The sequence below is a fragment of the Streptococcus sp. 3167 genome (assembly GCF_013277175.1).
Classification (GTDB): domain Bacteria; phylum Bacillota; class Bacilli; order Lactobacillales; family Streptococcaceae; genus Streptococcus; species Streptococcus pseudopneumoniae.
On sequence record NZ_VMML01000095.1, the window covers coordinates 1 to 12,466 of the forward strand.

Annotated in this window: 28 protein-coding genes and 1 pseudogene; 23 read left to right on the forward strand and 6 right to left on the reverse strand. The window is 38.2% G+C overall.

Annotated features, from left to right (window positions below):
• Nucleotides 1-111: 111 nt before the first annotated feature.
• Nucleotides 112-876: a type II toxin-antitoxin system PemK/MazF family toxin gene (locus HT678_RS10560; RefSeq protein WP_000155204.1), complete on the reverse strand. Its 765-nt coding sequence runs from the start codon at nucleotides 874-876 to the stop codon at nucleotides 112-114.
• The gene (locus HT678_RS10565; protein WP_172925007.1) at nucleotides 877-1,632 is read right to left on the reverse strand and encodes a S24 family peptidase; all 756 of its coding nucleotides are present in this window, start codon (nucleotides 1,630-1,632) and stop codon (nucleotides 877-879) included. It lies immediately after the preceding gene.
• Between the two features lie 169 nt (nucleotides 1,633-1,801).
• Between HT678_RS10565 and HT678_RS10570 the strand changes: the two genes are divergently transcribed.
• The 3 genes from HT678_RS10570 (at nucleotide 1,802) to HT678_RS11820 (ending at nucleotide 2,588) form a co-directional block, all read left to right on the forward strand.
• The gene (locus HT678_RS10570; RefSeq protein ID WP_001094379.1) at nucleotides 1,802-2,077 is read left to right on the forward strand and encodes a hypothetical protein; all 276 of its coding nucleotides are present in this window, start codon (nucleotides 1,802-1,804) and stop codon (nucleotides 2,075-2,077) included.
• Between the two features lie 72 nt (nucleotides 2,078-2,149).
• Nucleotides 2,150-2,287 carry a hypothetical protein gene (locus HT678_RS10575; RefSeq protein WP_000969962.1) on the forward strand — a complete coding sequence of 46 codons (138 nt, stop codon included), beginning with the start codon at nucleotides 2,150-2,152 and terminating at the stop codon, nucleotides 2,285-2,287.
• Between the two features lie 169 nt (nucleotides 2,288-2,456).
• The gene (locus HT678_RS11820) at nucleotides 2,457-2,588 is read left to right on the forward strand and encodes a hypothetical protein (protein ID WP_000446473.1); all 132 of its coding nucleotides are present in this window, start codon (nucleotides 2,457-2,459) and stop codon (nucleotides 2,586-2,588) included.
• On the opposite strand, the gene HT678_RS10580 is transcribed toward HT678_RS11820, so the two are convergent.
• Together HT678_RS10580 and HT678_RS10585 are read right to left on the reverse strand one after the other, a co-directional pair.
• The gene (locus tag HT678_RS10580) at nucleotides 2,585-3,295 is read right to left on the reverse strand and encodes a DUF4145 domain-containing protein (protein ID WP_000006951.1); all 711 of its coding nucleotides are present in this window, start codon (nucleotides 3,293-3,295) and stop codon (nucleotides 2,585-2,587) included. The genes HT678_RS11820 and HT678_RS10580 overlap by 4 nt on opposite strands.
• A gap of 169 nt (nucleotides 3,296-3,464) precedes the next feature.
• Nucleotides 3,465-3,683, reverse strand: coding sequence for a hypothetical protein (locus tag HT678_RS10585; protein ID WP_000088810.1), 219 nt, complete (start codon nucleotides 3,681-3,683; stop codon nucleotides 3,465-3,467).
• 147 nt (nucleotides 3,684-3,830) lie between these two features.
• On the opposite strand from HT678_RS10585, the gene HT678_RS10590 reads away from it, so the two are divergent.
• Genes HT678_RS10590 through HT678_RS10610 form a run of 5 tightly spaced genes read left to right on the forward strand, consistent with a single transcriptional unit; the run spans nucleotide 3,831 to nucleotide 6,144 of the window.
• Complete coding sequence (locus tag HT678_RS10590; RefSeq protein ID WP_000263488.1) at nucleotides 3,831-4,016, forward strand: helix-turn-helix transcriptional regulator; 186 nt, start codon at nucleotides 3,831-3,833, stop codon at nucleotides 4,014-4,016.
• A gap of 12 nt (nucleotides 4,017-4,028) precedes the next feature.
• Nucleotides 4,029-4,241 carry a helix-turn-helix transcriptional regulator gene (locus HT678_RS10595; RefSeq protein ID WP_001169630.1) on the forward strand — a complete coding sequence of 71 codons (213 nt, stop codon included), beginning with the start codon at nucleotides 4,029-4,031 and terminating at the stop codon, nucleotides 4,239-4,241.
• 39 nt (nucleotides 4,242-4,280) lie between these two features.
• Nucleotides 4,281-5,123 (forward strand): replication initiator protein A, encoded by an 843-nt coding sequence (locus HT678_RS10600; RefSeq protein WP_000236631.1) that lies wholly within the window; start codon nucleotides 4,281-4,283, stop codon nucleotides 5,121-5,123.
• 9 nt (nucleotides 5,124-5,132) lie between these two features.
• Nucleotides 5,133-5,987, forward strand: coding sequence for an ATP-binding protein (locus tag HT678_RS10605; protein WP_172925009.1), 855 nt, complete (start codon nucleotides 5,133-5,135; stop codon nucleotides 5,985-5,987).
• On the forward strand, nucleotides 5,977-6,144 hold the full coding sequence (locus HT678_RS10610; RefSeq protein ID WP_000152772.1) for a hypothetical protein: 168 nt from the start codon (nucleotides 5,977-5,979) through the stop codon (nucleotides 6,142-6,144). Before HT678_RS10605 ends, HT678_RS10610 begins: the two co-directional genes overlap by 11 nt.
• A gap of 291 nt (nucleotides 6,145-6,435) precedes the next feature.
• Here the strand turns inward: HT678_RS10610 and HT678_RS10615 are convergent, their stop codons facing one another.
• Nucleotides 6,436-6,603 carry a YjzC family protein gene (locus HT678_RS10615; RefSeq protein ID WP_000024181.1) on the reverse strand — a complete coding sequence of 56 codons (168 nt, stop codon included), beginning with the start codon at nucleotides 6,601-6,603 and terminating at the stop codon, nucleotides 6,436-6,438.
• Between the two features lie 116 nt (nucleotides 6,604-6,719).
• Here HT678_RS10615 and HT678_RS10620 point away from each other — a divergent pair, with 116 nt between their 5' ends.
• Nucleotides 6,720-6,863, forward strand: a complete 144-nt coding sequence (locus HT678_RS10620; protein ID WP_165852417.1) for a hypothetical protein — start codon at nucleotides 6,720-6,722, stop codon at nucleotides 6,861-6,863.
• Nucleotides 6,860-7,030, forward strand: a complete 171-nt coding sequence (locus HT678_RS10625; RefSeq protein WP_000656630.1) for a hypothetical protein — start codon at nucleotides 6,860-6,862, stop codon at nucleotides 7,028-7,030. Before HT678_RS10620 ends, HT678_RS10625 begins: the two co-directional genes overlap by 4 nt.
• Here HT678_RS10625 and HT678_RS10630 read toward each other — a convergent pair.
• Nucleotides 7,023-7,184 (reverse strand): hypothetical protein, encoded by a 162-nt coding sequence (locus HT678_RS10630; protein WP_237701456.1) that lies wholly within the window; start codon nucleotides 7,182-7,184, stop codon nucleotides 7,023-7,025. The two genes, HT678_RS10625 and HT678_RS10630, sit on opposite strands and share 8 nt — an antisense overlap.
• Nucleotides 7,185-7,380: 196 nt before the next feature.
• On the opposite strand from HT678_RS10630, the gene HT678_RS10635 reads away from it, so the two are divergent.
• The 13 genes and pseudogenes from HT678_RS10635 to HT678_RS10695 form a co-directional block, all read left to right on the forward strand.
• Nucleotides 7,381-7,647 carry a hypothetical protein gene (locus HT678_RS10635; RefSeq protein WP_000450963.1) on the forward strand — a complete coding sequence of 89 codons (267 nt, stop codon included), beginning with the start codon at nucleotides 7,381-7,383 and terminating at the stop codon, nucleotides 7,645-7,647.
• 87 nt (nucleotides 7,648-7,734) lie between these two features.
• Nucleotides 7,735-7,992 carry a hypothetical protein gene (locus tag HT678_RS10640; RefSeq protein WP_000608473.1) on the forward strand — a complete coding sequence of 86 codons (258 nt, stop codon included), beginning with the start codon at nucleotides 7,735-7,737 and terminating at the stop codon, nucleotides 7,990-7,992.
• Nucleotides 7,992-8,339 carry a hypothetical protein gene (locus tag HT678_RS10645; protein ID WP_000462836.1) on the forward strand — a complete coding sequence of 116 codons (348 nt, stop codon included), beginning with the start codon at nucleotides 7,992-7,994 and terminating at the stop codon, nucleotides 8,337-8,339. The genes HT678_RS10640 and HT678_RS10645 overlap by 1 nt, the downstream gene beginning before the upstream one ends.
• A 264-nt stretch (nucleotides 8,340-8,603) precedes the next feature.
• On the forward strand, nucleotides 8,604-8,792 hold the full coding sequence (locus tag HT678_RS10650; protein WP_172925011.1) for a hypothetical protein: 189 nt from the start codon (nucleotides 8,604-8,606) through the stop codon (nucleotides 8,790-8,792).
• Nucleotides 8,780-9,472 (forward strand): ERF family protein, encoded by a 693-nt coding sequence (locus HT678_RS10655; RefSeq protein WP_000157762.1) that lies wholly within the window; start codon nucleotides 8,780-8,782, stop codon nucleotides 9,470-9,472. Before HT678_RS10650 ends, HT678_RS10655 begins: the two co-directional genes overlap by 13 nt.
• 3 nt (nucleotides 9,473-9,475) lie before the next feature.
• Nucleotides 9,476-10,465, forward strand: coding sequence for a DUF1351 domain-containing protein (locus HT678_RS10660; protein ID WP_172925013.1), 990 nt, complete (start codon nucleotides 9,476-9,478; stop codon nucleotides 10,463-10,465).
• A gap of 21 nt (nucleotides 10,466-10,486) precedes the next feature.
• Entirely contained in the window at nucleotides 10,487-10,663 is a 177-nt protein-coding gene (locus tag HT678_RS10665; RefSeq protein ID WP_001203351.1) for a hypothetical protein, read from the forward strand.
• On the forward strand, nucleotides 10,653-11,075 hold the full coding sequence (gene ssb, locus HT678_RS10670) for a single-stranded DNA-binding protein (RefSeq protein WP_000609574.1): 423 nt from the start codon (nucleotides 10,653-10,655) through the stop codon (nucleotides 11,073-11,075). Before HT678_RS10665 ends, ssb begins: the two co-directional genes overlap by 11 nt.
• A 12-nt stretch (nucleotides 11,076-11,087) precedes the next feature.
• Nucleotides 11,088-11,270, forward strand: a pseudogene (locus tag HT678_RS11650) (helix-turn-helix transcriptional regulator); the annotation flags it as partial.
• 157 nt (nucleotides 11,271-11,427) lie between these two features.
• Nucleotides 11,428-11,853, forward strand: coding sequence for a crossover junction endodeoxyribonuclease RusA (locus HT678_RS10680; protein WP_050242940.1), 426 nt, complete (start codon nucleotides 11,428-11,430; stop codon nucleotides 11,851-11,853).
• 15 nt (nucleotides 11,854-11,868) lie between these two features.
• The gene (locus HT678_RS10685; protein WP_078929772.1) at nucleotides 11,869-12,036 is read left to right on the forward strand and encodes a hypothetical protein; all 168 of its coding nucleotides are present in this window, start codon (nucleotides 11,869-11,871) and stop codon (nucleotides 12,034-12,036) included.
• Complete coding sequence (locus HT678_RS10690) at nucleotides 12,023-12,211, forward strand: hypothetical protein (protein ID WP_172925017.1); 189 nt, start codon at nucleotides 12,023-12,025, stop codon at nucleotides 12,209-12,211. The genes HT678_RS10685 and HT678_RS10690 overlap by 14 nt, the downstream gene beginning before the upstream one ends.
• A partial coding sequence (locus tag HT678_RS10695) for a DUF1372 family protein (protein WP_023937170.1) occupies nucleotides 12,208-12,466 on the forward strand: 259 nt, incomplete at its 3' end. The genes HT678_RS10690 and HT678_RS10695, both read left to right, overlap by 4 nt.

The window sequence follows — 12,466 nt, forward strand, 5'->3', positions numbered from 1 at the left end:
AAAAAGGGAAGTAACAATTAAGCTACTTCCCTGGAGCGCAAAGGCTCAAAGTTTAAAAATATGAGGGTAAACCTCTAAGTAACCTAATTATAGAGTAAACTTTTATAAATGTCAATTTTTTAAGTACAATTCTTTTAATTTTTCGTCAATTCTATCTAAAGTTTCGTCACTAACCTTGATTTTTCCGCAAGGATCCAGTTCGTTTATGTAAATAATTCTGTCTTTACTAATCGTTTTTATCTGATCACATTTTGCGTAGGAAATTTTATTAAATCGTTGATAATGGTTAACAAGATCTTTTAATTTTCTATTAGTGTTTTCCACTTTTTCCATCCCTGCACCGTTGTCATAGATTTCTTTAGCTGATTCTGAATTGTAAGCATCTCCGTATTGAATCAAAAATTCCTGATATATTTCTTCTGCACTCCCTAAATCAAAAGGAGTAATTTCTGTAAGTGCATAGTGAATGATCGAAAAATAATCAAAACCAATTTTGTCAAGAATAGGTAATAAGAATCTTTTGGATTTTTGCTGTATAACTTCGTCAATCATAACAGAAAACTTTTTTTCTTTTGAACTAATTGGAAGTACCGTCAGATTCCTTGATTTTGGAGAATCATTTTTATTTAGGACAACAGCCCAGTGTCTATTTGATAATTCAGAGCCAATATTGATTCCAAAATCTACAAAGATTAAAGAACCACGTTTCAGAACATTGTAACTCTTGCTAGTGTTTTGTGTTTCTGACAAGAATAGATTAGATTCTTTTTCTAGCCAATTAGGCAAAAATCGGAATTTATTATTATTTTTAAATGTTGAATGAACTTTCTCAAAGTTTTTTGAAGCCTTTAAAATCTGTTTATTTTGTATTGTCATTTATTCCCCTCTATACACCCCGATAACTGCATAGATCTTGATGTGTGTGTCTTCGGCTGGTGGGAAGTCTAGGGTGATGTCTTCGTACTTGTCATTGAGTGATACGAGGCGTAGTCGTCCGTTTTCGGTATAGATCTTTTTGAAGTAAGAACGGTCTCCGTATGCGATAACTGCTAGGTCTCCGTTGTAGGTGGTCAGTCCTTTGTCTACTAAATAGAGAATATCTCCGTCTTGGTAGTCAGGTTGCATGGAGTCTCCGCTGACCTTAGTCGCAATATCGTGATGTGGTGGTTGCTCGTTGACCTCTATAATCTCTCTGTCTGTATCGTCGTACCCAAATCCATAGTTAAATCCAGAAGCTGCTGCCGTTTCAGATACTACCTCAACTTGGTAGAAGCTGATAACTTCCGATACTTCGTTTTTCTTCGTTTCTTCTTCGTTTTTCTGCTCGTCCAGTTGCCTCTTTGCATAATTCAGGACTTTGGCTTGTCTTGGAGGTTTTAGTTCGTCGTAGATGGTTTGGATTGGGGAAGTGGCTTTATCAACATGACTTGAAAAATCTTCACCGAGTAGCAGGGATTTTTTGATACCAAAAATAGCAGACATCTGCTCTATATTATTCATTAGAGGCTGGTTTCTACCAACTTCCCACGCCGATATAGCAGTAGGAGCCACTGACAGTTTCTTAGCCAATTCCTTTTGAGTAAGTCCAGATAGTTTACGATAGTACTTTATATTTTGAGCCAATGAATCCATTCGCTAACTCCTTTCTTTCCTTTGTTTTATACCCCTATTGTACACTTAAAGTGTAAAAAAGTAAAATTTTTTTAACAAAAAGGCAAAAAACACTTGCAACTACACTTGAAGTGTAGTATAATATAATCAAGCTTAAGGAAATAACAAAAACAAACCGGAGGGAAACACCATGAACACATTAAACGAGAAAGCAATCAACATCTTTAAAGCAGTAGCTAAGGAAACTTTAATCCAAGGTACTTACGAGGAAAACTTCCTCTACAGCCAACTTGAAACATTCTGTACTAACTGCCGTCAATTCGCTTTTGGATGGACAGAGTTAGCAGAGGAGATTGAACGCCAAGAGCGTTACCTTCTTGATGCTGGTTTCACTCAAGAGGAAATCGATGACATTCGTTTTGATGCAGCATTTGCAGGAATGCTTGATAAAATGAATGTAGCCTGATTGGTATCACCAAGGTTCGAATCCTTGGCAGGTTGTTGCTCTTAGAGCAAAATAAAAAAGGAGGTAAGGCGAATGATGGAACACATCATAAAAAGCCTAGCAACCAAGGACACTGCAACCGTCATCTTGGTACTAGGCTTAACCAGAGAAGCACGTTTGTGGCACAAACAAATCTTAGAACACAAACGTAAGCTTCAAAATAAAAAGTAGAGAAAGGGGCAGAAGCCCCAACCTCTACTAGATAGTGTACCATCATTTGCCGTGAAAAGCAATGAGTGAAGAAATTGGATTGATAATCCTAGCAGGATTTGTGGTTGTGTCTTTTACTATCCGTCAGATAGTGAAGTACCGATGTGATAAAAAAGATAAGGAGTAGGGAATGGAAAGTGTTGAAATTGTTGAATTGATAAAAATTACATTTAAACGAGGGAAAGGGACAGAAGATGACCCGGTTAGAGTTGTAACTCAGTATTGGGACAAAGAAAATGTATTAATCTTTGAGAAAGATTAATTATCTCTTCTTTCGATAGAATTTCGGTAGGAATCAGGTAATAGGTTATATATGTCTAGAATTTTTTTAGGTTGTGTGATTCGATTATCTACAATCAAGTTGATAAAACTTAACAATGATAAAGCTAACTCTTTGTTATCTTTTATGTCTATTTGACCTGGATGTACAGCATTATTCCCTATTACTCTAACACTGTCTAGCATTTGTTGGATTTCTATTGGCATTCCTTTAGAGACAAGACTTCCAATTTGGGTATTTAAATCTTTACCTTGTGCGTTTAAATGAGCAACAAGCTTTTCAATAGCTAGACGGGATAGAGCTGCAGAAGCTCTAGGCGATATATTTAGAACTTCTCCAGCTTCAATATAGATTTCTTTCACATCATCAGGCATATCATTATTAGGTTTAGGTACTCCTTCGGCAACATTTGGGAAAATTAATGTCGACGTTGCATCGCTTGTGTTTAATACTATCCTGGAGCCATACGTTATTTGGATTTCATTTGTTATCCAAATAGAAAATTGATTACAAGCCTGACATTGTGCAATTATAATAAATTTGATAGATTCTTTGTAATCTCTATTGATATCAATAGGATTATAAGTCCATAAATGGGAAGAGAAACCTGAACATACAGGGCATTGAAATGCTTTTGAATTGCCTGCGAAGCGACTGCCTAGGCTTAATTTAGAAAGATCAAATGACATATTTTTTCTCCAATCGTTTTATTTTGATTATACCACATTTGAAAGGGGGTGAGAAAATGAGACCAAGACGATATCCGTATAGTGGGAAAAGAAAAAAGCCTATCGGACAATCGATAGACTTAGTAGCGAGACTTTTTAGACTTGAATCGCAAGTCATTAGTTTAGCTAATCATGAAATGTTTAAAATGCCATCTTCACGTTCTTCAACTGTATAACCAGCACTTATGCATTCTGCAATAATTTCGTCTTTAGGGATAGCATAAAGTGCAGGGTCTACGCAACAAACTTTGAACGATGGATCACTTAGAATATCCTGAATAAAACGATCTAAATCATCCCAGTTGTAGTTAGGATAATTCTTTTGAGGTCTAGGTTGTAAACGAGACATATAATTTTCTCCTTTCTATTGAAATTTTGACTAAAACATGAGAGGTCTTAGTCAAGATATATTATAACCCAAACGTATTTGGTTGTCAACATATTGTATAAGAAAGGATTTAGTGTGCTTGAAAAGCACAACATATGGTGTTTTTTGATGTGGGATAAAATTGAAAAACAATTAAAAATAAAAGGCTGGTCGATGTATCGTTTAGCTAAGGAATCGGGTGTCCATCCATCTAATTTTTCAAATCTGAAGGCTGGTAGGATGAAAGAGATGTCGTGGACGAATATGTGCAAAATCGCTGATGCACTGGAAGTCAGCTTAGACGAATTAAGATAAGGGGGTGAGTGCGTGCAAAAAATTAGCTTAAAAATGGCGAGAATAAAAACAGGAATGACTCAAGAGGAAATCGCTAAAAAATTAGGAATCTCTAGAAATACATACATGGATTATGAAAGATATGATACACCTATGAGAATAACTACAGCTATAGATTTCTGTCGTATAGTTGATATTCCACTGGATGAAATTTTTTTCGAGAAAAACTACACTTCAAGTGTATAGTTTCTGGGGATTTTTATAAATAGGAGGTGATTTAGTTGAATGGTGATACAAAAAGACGACATCGAAGATTTCCTTGACTTCATAAAAATACCAGTTGTTTTGATTAAAGACAAAGCGTTTTCAGAATTAAGTATGGAAGCAAAAGTTTTGTATTCAATTATGAAAGATAGGCTTAAATTGTCTTTGAAGAATAACTGGATTGATGAAAAAGGAGCATATATTCATTTATCGATTGAAGAGCTACAAAAAGATTATTTTGTTCAGTTATCAAAACCTACAATCATCAAGAGAAAAAAGGAATTAGTTGATTTTGGCTTGATTGAATTAAAAAAGCAATTTAACAAAAGCGACAAGATTTATGTAAATAGGTTATCTAGTTACATAAGTAAAAATTCTTTACCTACGGAAGTAAAAAACTTTGACCACATAAGTAAAAATTCTTTACCTACGGAAGTAAAAAACTTTGATTCTAATCAGAGTTACATTAATCAGAGTTACATAAACAGAATTACTGAACCAGATGGTGCTGGTGCTAATAATCTATATAGTATAGAGGACGCACCCGAAAATGACTTGGGGATTGTTCACGATTGGATTTTTTCAGAGTTTGGCAGATACCCAACACCGTTTGAGATTGAGGATTTGAAATACTTCTTGCAAGACCATAGTAAAGAGGTTATCAAGTTAGCAATCAAGGAATGTGTGGGCAATGGTAAACCTTACTTTAAGTATCTTGAGAGTATTTTGAGAGACTGGAAACAGAAAGGTCTAGTGACTGCTGAGTTGGTAGAGAATAGACAGAGACCGAAGCGGTCAAGTGGGAAGCCAAGCAGTGAGTTAAGATTGTCAGACGACGGTTACAACCCACGACTGGGATTCTAGGAGGGTGCTATGCGAGCAGTATCAAGAGATGAATTGCAGGGTAGATTTTTACAGATTGAAACCTTGAATACCCAATGCCCCAAGCATGAGGGAGTCTATATGTGGCGCTCAGTCAACCCTTGCACGCAGAATGTGCTGACTTATTGCCCTGAATGCAGACAGGAGAAAATCCACAGTCAAGCAGGAGAGCAACTGGCGCAAGCTGAGGCTCAAATTAGAAATACAAGGTCTTACTCTTTGTTTGCTAAGGAGAGTATTATTCCGCCTGATTTGAAGAGTGCGACTATCGGCAGCTTTGAGATTCACACAGACCAAGATGCTGAAGCGGTCAATTTCGCTAAACGTGTGACGGTTGACTATGTGAAAGAGCGATATGAAGGGAATACGATTATCAGCGGTCCGCCTGGAGTTGGGAAGAGCCATCTAGCAATTGGAATTGCTAAGACACTGAACGAGAGTTTCCAGAAGTTCCAGTTGAAGCGCTCGGTGGTCTATATTCCCTCCATGGAACTATTCTCACGGATGAAAGACGCTTTTAGATACAAGGATTCCAAGTGGGAAGAAAGACGGACTATCCAGTTCTTGCAGAAAGTGGACTACTTGATTTTGGACGATCTTGGCAAAGAGTCAAGTGTAGGCGATGAAATCAAGCAGGGGAACAACTGGATGCAAAAAGTCCTGTATCAGATACTTGAAAACAGGACGAACACGATTATTACAACCAACTACGGGGGCAATCACTTGGAGAAACTTTACGAGAAAAGCCTCGTAGATAGAATAACGAAAGGAAACATGAAGACCAATGCGTTCAAATTTAGCAATGACACAGAGTCTAGACGCACCTTGTCAGCAAGTGACTATTAAAGAGCGTCAGCAGATTATTGAACAGTTTGAAGAAAAACATTACGGATTGTCTAGCTTGCTGAAAGAGCGGTTGTTGATTACAAGCGACTACCAATTTACAAGAAAGATGAACGAACTACGAGCCTTTGCCAGAAATGGCGGGATTTATACGAGTTAGGAGGTGAGGAAATGAGACCAAGACGATATCCGTATAGTGGAAAAAGAAAAAAGCCTATCAATTTTCAGATAGACTTAGAAAAATTCAAGCGTCTTAGCTATGAAGCCATTCATGATACTTCTCAAGTAACTCAATAGGAGGAAGGAATAAAATGATTCACCATTATATAACTCACTATGCCAGCAATGGGAAAGATTACGCCGAAGCATGGATTCAAATTGATTTTTTGGGAATGTGCTTTTGTGTATGGAAAAAGCGTACAACCATTGAACGATTGTACGCAAACGAAGATTAGACTTTTTTCCAACCGTTGCCTTTAGCAGATGTCGGAGGGAGCCGATCACCTTTTCCGATAGTTGCGGTATGACCATTAGTAACTTTTCCGCCACGAGGTCCTACCTCTACATAGCGACCAGGTTTCTGATTATCTGTTCCAGGTTTTATTGGAGTATTTGCCATACTATCTCCTCCTTTCTATTGAAATTTTGACTAAAACGGTGAGAGGTCCTAGTCAAGATGATTATAGCAATCGAGGAGAAAAAAACATCAGTCTCAAGACTGATATAGGAGTCTGAATGGAAGATAAAATCATTGAACTTGCTGATTACTTCATCAGCGAATCTACAACGTACAGAGAAGCAAAAATAGCATGTGAGAAGCTATTTAGACAAGTCAGCCATGAGATAGAACTCAGGGCAATGGAAAGTAGGACAGTATGAAAGAAGCAGTAAAGGAATTTCTAAAATTCAGGAGCCGATTTACAAAAATAGAATGGTTTGAAATTAACCAAGCTATCGAAGCTCGTTTAAATCAAAAAGCCGACCAGTTGAAACTGGACGACTTAGATTTAGAAATCATTTCTAGCAGACTAGAAAAAGTTATCTAGAAACGATTTGAATGAACATTGGATGGATACGATAGTCAGCGCCACGATAGTGAATGTAGATATAATCCTGATGGTACATCGAGTTTGCTTCAGGTTTAGAAATTGGTGAGTAGAGTTCTGCATTTTCTTCCCACCAAATGTAAGGACTAGCCATATTTGGTCCCATTACACAATCGTCGTCGGCTGATAGGTTCACCCAATTTCCGCAAAGACATGCGTGAATTTCAGTCATAATATTACCTCCTTTCTGGTTTCATTATAGCAGAAAAGGAGATAGCAAAAAAGCACCTGACGGCAATCAGGCGCATGACAAAATTATTCAAGAAAATTATACCACGAAAGGAGCAAAAATGGAAACAGTTCAAATCGTGAGAATTAAAGACGTGATCATCGAGAAGATTTCTGCAAACGATGAAGAACTAGAGCACATCTTTGGATGTTCAAAACGACAAGCGGGAGATATGAGGCGAGAGATGAAAAAATTACCTAGTCAACAAAAATACCTTAGAAACGATGGTCAGCTTGTCACAATCAAAGGTTTTGATGCTTATCTGCAATATCGAGGCAGTCAATCATGGAAGAAAGAAATGTCTAAAACCGTTAAGATGACACGATAGCAGAATAATAACTACTAACTTTACAACAAACTACTACTAATCTAAATAAAAGAAAGGGATAACTGAGTTATCCACAGGAGAAAAACAATGATTAACAAAGACCAAATTATCAAAGCGCAACAGGAAAAAATTGAACGCATTGAACAGTTACAAAAAAAGCTACATAAATTATCTACGCTTGGATTGCTAACTACAAAACTTTTGGGGCTACCTAATGAGTTAGAAAAGCCGTTGAAAGTAACCCACGACATCTCACATGTCATCAAGGATGTATTGGATGGCATGAGCCCAAGTGAGGCGATTAAGCAGAATATGGCAGAAGAAGATGATGAAGAGGAAGAATAATGTTTGAACCACCATTAGTTAGCCAGCTTTTAGGAACTGGTGCAGTGATTTTAGGATTTATCGGTGCAGGGCTTCTAGCTCATCAGATGGATAAGCAGGAAGAGGAGAAAATCCGCCAGAAGGAAGAAGAAAGACGAGAAGAGCAAGAATTTGCGTCTATGATTATCCAAGGTTACAACCAAGCATACGAACGTGGTAGAGAGGCACAGCGACAAGAAATCCGCAAGAATATCCGCAGAGAGTTCAAAGGCTTCACCTACGACAACGAACCGCCTCAAGGATTGCGCCCTGAGCCTCTAGCCTTGCCAGAACCACGAAGATCACGCTATGAAAAGTATTTGGGGTAGAGCAAAGGAGACGCTAATGACTAGAATTGAACTTGAAAACCGTGTATGGCTTTTGGCCAATCATGAAGAAAAAAACGAGTGCTGGAACTTGGGCTAACATCAAAGGCTAGATATGTGAAACGAGTGCTGGAACTTGGAAAGGTGTATGCTCATGTTTGATTACGACAGAGATATAATGCAACCGCCTGAAGAACGTGAGGAACTTGACCCAAGCCAGTACATCTATGTTGGCTGTGGGCAGTATCGATACGTGGGGGATGAAGTATGATTCAGGAGCTACACGAAGAAATCGATAAATGGCGAGCTAAATATATGCATCTCGGAATTGAACTCGGAGAAATCATCAACGAGCAACAAAATATTATTTTGAAATTGCAAAACGAAAATCGACGCTTAAAACGTGAAAATTGGAATTTGAAGAAGACGAAAGGTAGAAAGAAATGGCAAGTTTAACTTTCCCAGAGTTGCAACAAAAAATGCAATTAGAAAAAAAGAAATCAAAAGATGTAAAGTACGCATTTAGAAATGCCGAGGACATCTATACAACTTTCAAAGAGCTAAAAAGCGATTGGTCTGTAATCGTAACTGATGAACTCGTTGAGCTTGTTGGAAAAATCTTTGTAAAAGCAACAGCCGTAGCTTTTAATGACGAGAGAGACGAGAGGTACCAATCAACAGCGTACGCTGAAATGAGTCCAGTTCCAGTATTTAATACCCAAAAAGGACAGATTAAACAAATGCAAGATCCGCAATGGACAGGCGCAGTCAGCTCATACGCTCGAAAATATGCCTTACAGGGGTTGTTTGCGATTGGTGAAAAAGATATTGATGAGTATCCAGTAGAAGAAAGCCAAGAACAAGGGCAGAATAATCAGCAACAGAAACCAAACAATCAGCAAGCCCAAGAACAAAATCAAGTAAGGTACATTGACAACATTCAGTATCAAGAAATCATCAAGAACGTTGAAGAAATTGCGACGATTAAGGGAGCGCCATTTGATACAGTTGCAAATTTTGTATTGAACAAGTATCAAATAGACGATTTCCACAAAGTACCAGTTGATGGCTATAACATAGTGATAGACTATCTCACTAAACAAATTCAAAAAGCATACGAAAAACAAGGAGTATAAGACATGGTAAAAGATGTAACTAATAGCTTGACAGAAATTAAGGTAGATTTCCAACCAGCAGTAATCAATGTTGATTATGATAGCGTTGAGAAACAACTTGCAGCAATCGTTGCACAGTACACGGATTATGAGGTGACGGCATCCACTTATAAGATTGATTATGATGAGCGTACACGCCTTAATAAATTAAAAGAGGCGTTGGAAACTCGGCGTAAGGAAATCAAAAATAACATCAATAATCCATACAAGGAATTTGAGAAGTGGTATAAGAAAACAGTTGAGCCATTGGATAATGTTATCTCAAACATCACAGCAGGACTTAATGTGATTGATGAACATGAACGATTGATGCGCGTGGATGTCGTGCGTGCCATATTTGAGGATAAGTGTATGGTTGCAGGGATTGAAAAATCCACATTCGCTGACAAATACGATGAGTACAGCCTCAAGAAATATTTTAAAACAGGTAAGTACGAACTGAAAAAGACAACACTTGATGAAATGGATGCCTTAGTGCTTTCAGAATTTGATGCCCTGGAAGAATATAAGGCCAACAAGCAAGCTATCCAAGAGCAAGCTCAAGAGTACGATTTGCCAGCTGATAGCTATATCAGACATCTTGAAGATGGTAAGAGCCTTGTTGGTGTTTTCAAGATGATGAAAACTAATCGTGATGCTGAGATTGCACGCAAAGAGCAGAAAGAGGCTCAAGAAAAAGCAGAAGCTGAACGACTTGCAGAGATTGAACAATTGGCCAAAGAAAATGCAAATGCGCATATCAAGGCTTACGATGCTGAAACAGGCGAGATTTTGGAGCAGGGTATAATTACACCAGAACCTCAAAATAATGCGCGAGAGGTGGCAAAATTTGAACCTAGCGAGCCTTTAACAATTGACTTGCGTTTGACATTGCATGGTGGTTTAGAACAGTGGGAAAATACACAAGAATATTTTGAGGATAACTTTATCGGTTTTGAATCTTTGGAGGATTAAGTAGAATAAGGAGTCAGACCTATGAGATGTTTTTATGTCAGCGGTAAAATTGCAGATCTTGATTTGGGGTCAGAAATCAATGCAGAAAATTCATTTATGGCCGCTATTGAGTTTGTGAAACGATATACCAGCTTATTAAAGTTTGGTTCAAATGAAATCAAGGTATCAGAAGTAGAGGAGGTGCAAAATGATAAATAACGTTGTTTTAGTAGGGCGGCTTACAAGAGATGCCGATCTAAAATATACGCAATCCAATATTGCGGTTGCTACGTTTACTCTTGCAGTAAATCGCACATTTAAAAGCGAGAATGGAGAGCGTGAAGCTGATTTTATCAATTGCGTTATGTGGCGCAAGCAGGCTGAAAATCTTGCTAACTGGGCTAAGAAAGGCGCTTTGATTGGAATCACTGGACGCATTCAGACTCGGACTTATGATAACCAACAAGGACAACGTGTCTATGTGACAGAAGTGGTTGCTGAGAATTTCCAGCTGATGGAATTTAAGAAAGATGGTAGTCAACCAGTAGTTGATAACCACGACCAGCAAGCACCTAATTTTGCGAGAAATTCAAATCCGATGGATATTTCGGATGATGATTTGCCATTTTAAATAGGTGTTTCTATGAACAGACTAAAAGAATTAAGACAAGAAAAAAAGCTATCTCAAAAGGAAATAGCAAAAGAAATGAGCATATCAGAAAAGACTCTATCACGCTGGGAAAACGGAGAAAGCCAAATTAAACCAGAAAAAGCAAAACAATTAGCTGACTACTTCGGGGTAAGCGTTGGATATCTGTTGGGGTATGAAAGCAACCCATTGGAACGACTGAAAAGCTTAGTTGATGAATTAAAGGAGCACAAGGACTTGTTAGGAGTTCTGGATTGGTACACAGCTTTTGATTTAGCTAATGACATTCTTGCAATAGCAAGCGTGGAAAAAGCTAGATGGCTAGGGAGGTTGAATGAAGGAGAGATTGATTCTTAAATTTGAGTTGAACAGGAAGCAGATGATTAACTCAAATGATAGACCGCACTTTCATCAAAAGGCTAAAATCACTAAGTTTTTACGGCAGTTAGCTGCATATGAGGGCAACAATGTACTGAGAGATTACTTTGGCTTACCTTACAGCGAGGACAAACCTTGCAAGGTTAAGGTTCGGATATATCCTCCGACAAATCGGAAGTATGACCCACCGAACTGGTCGCCCACAAGCAAGGCTTTGTTTGATGGTTTGACGGACGCTAAGATTTGGACAGATGATAATTACAACGTGATAGTATCGACTGAGTTCATGCACGGTGGCAAGTCCGGAAATAAGAATTATAGGATTGAGCTGGAGATTTACGAATATCACGAGATATTGCAGAGGATAGTTGATGGGATTTGATAGGAGGATAGAAATATGATTGGAGTAACCTATCAGGAAATTCATCTCTTTGTTGAGTTTTTGAAAAAGCAGTATGGGCAAGGGCGTCCAGACTATATTGAAGCCCTGAACGACTTAGACGGTATGGTGGAAGTCTCCTATAGAGAAGCTATTGAAAGATTTTTAGACGATGAAGTACGATAAACAGGTAGTAATCGAAGGACTGAAACGTACAATTGAGCAAAATGAAGAGAAGATAATCGAGTATTCGAAACCGTGCGATGCACGCAAGAGACGGATTAGAGCGCTGGAGCGCGATTTGTTGAAGAAAAAGAATAAAGAATTGAGACGGAAAGTGAAGGAGGAGGTCGCAGATTGAAACGATTCATAGCTATCTGGATTCTGGTATCTGCTGGACTAAACATCTGGCAGATGGACAGGATTGCAGAACTAGAAAAGAAAAAGCCGATGGTTATCTACAAGGCGGATAACGCAGGCGCTGAGATATTTGGTAAGGTCGTCGAGAAAGGACGACATGGCAAATTATACACGCTTACGATTCGTGACTACGGCATTTTCGTAGTTACTAAGGACGTGTATGAGAAGATTAGAGTAGGGGATGAGGTACTACTAT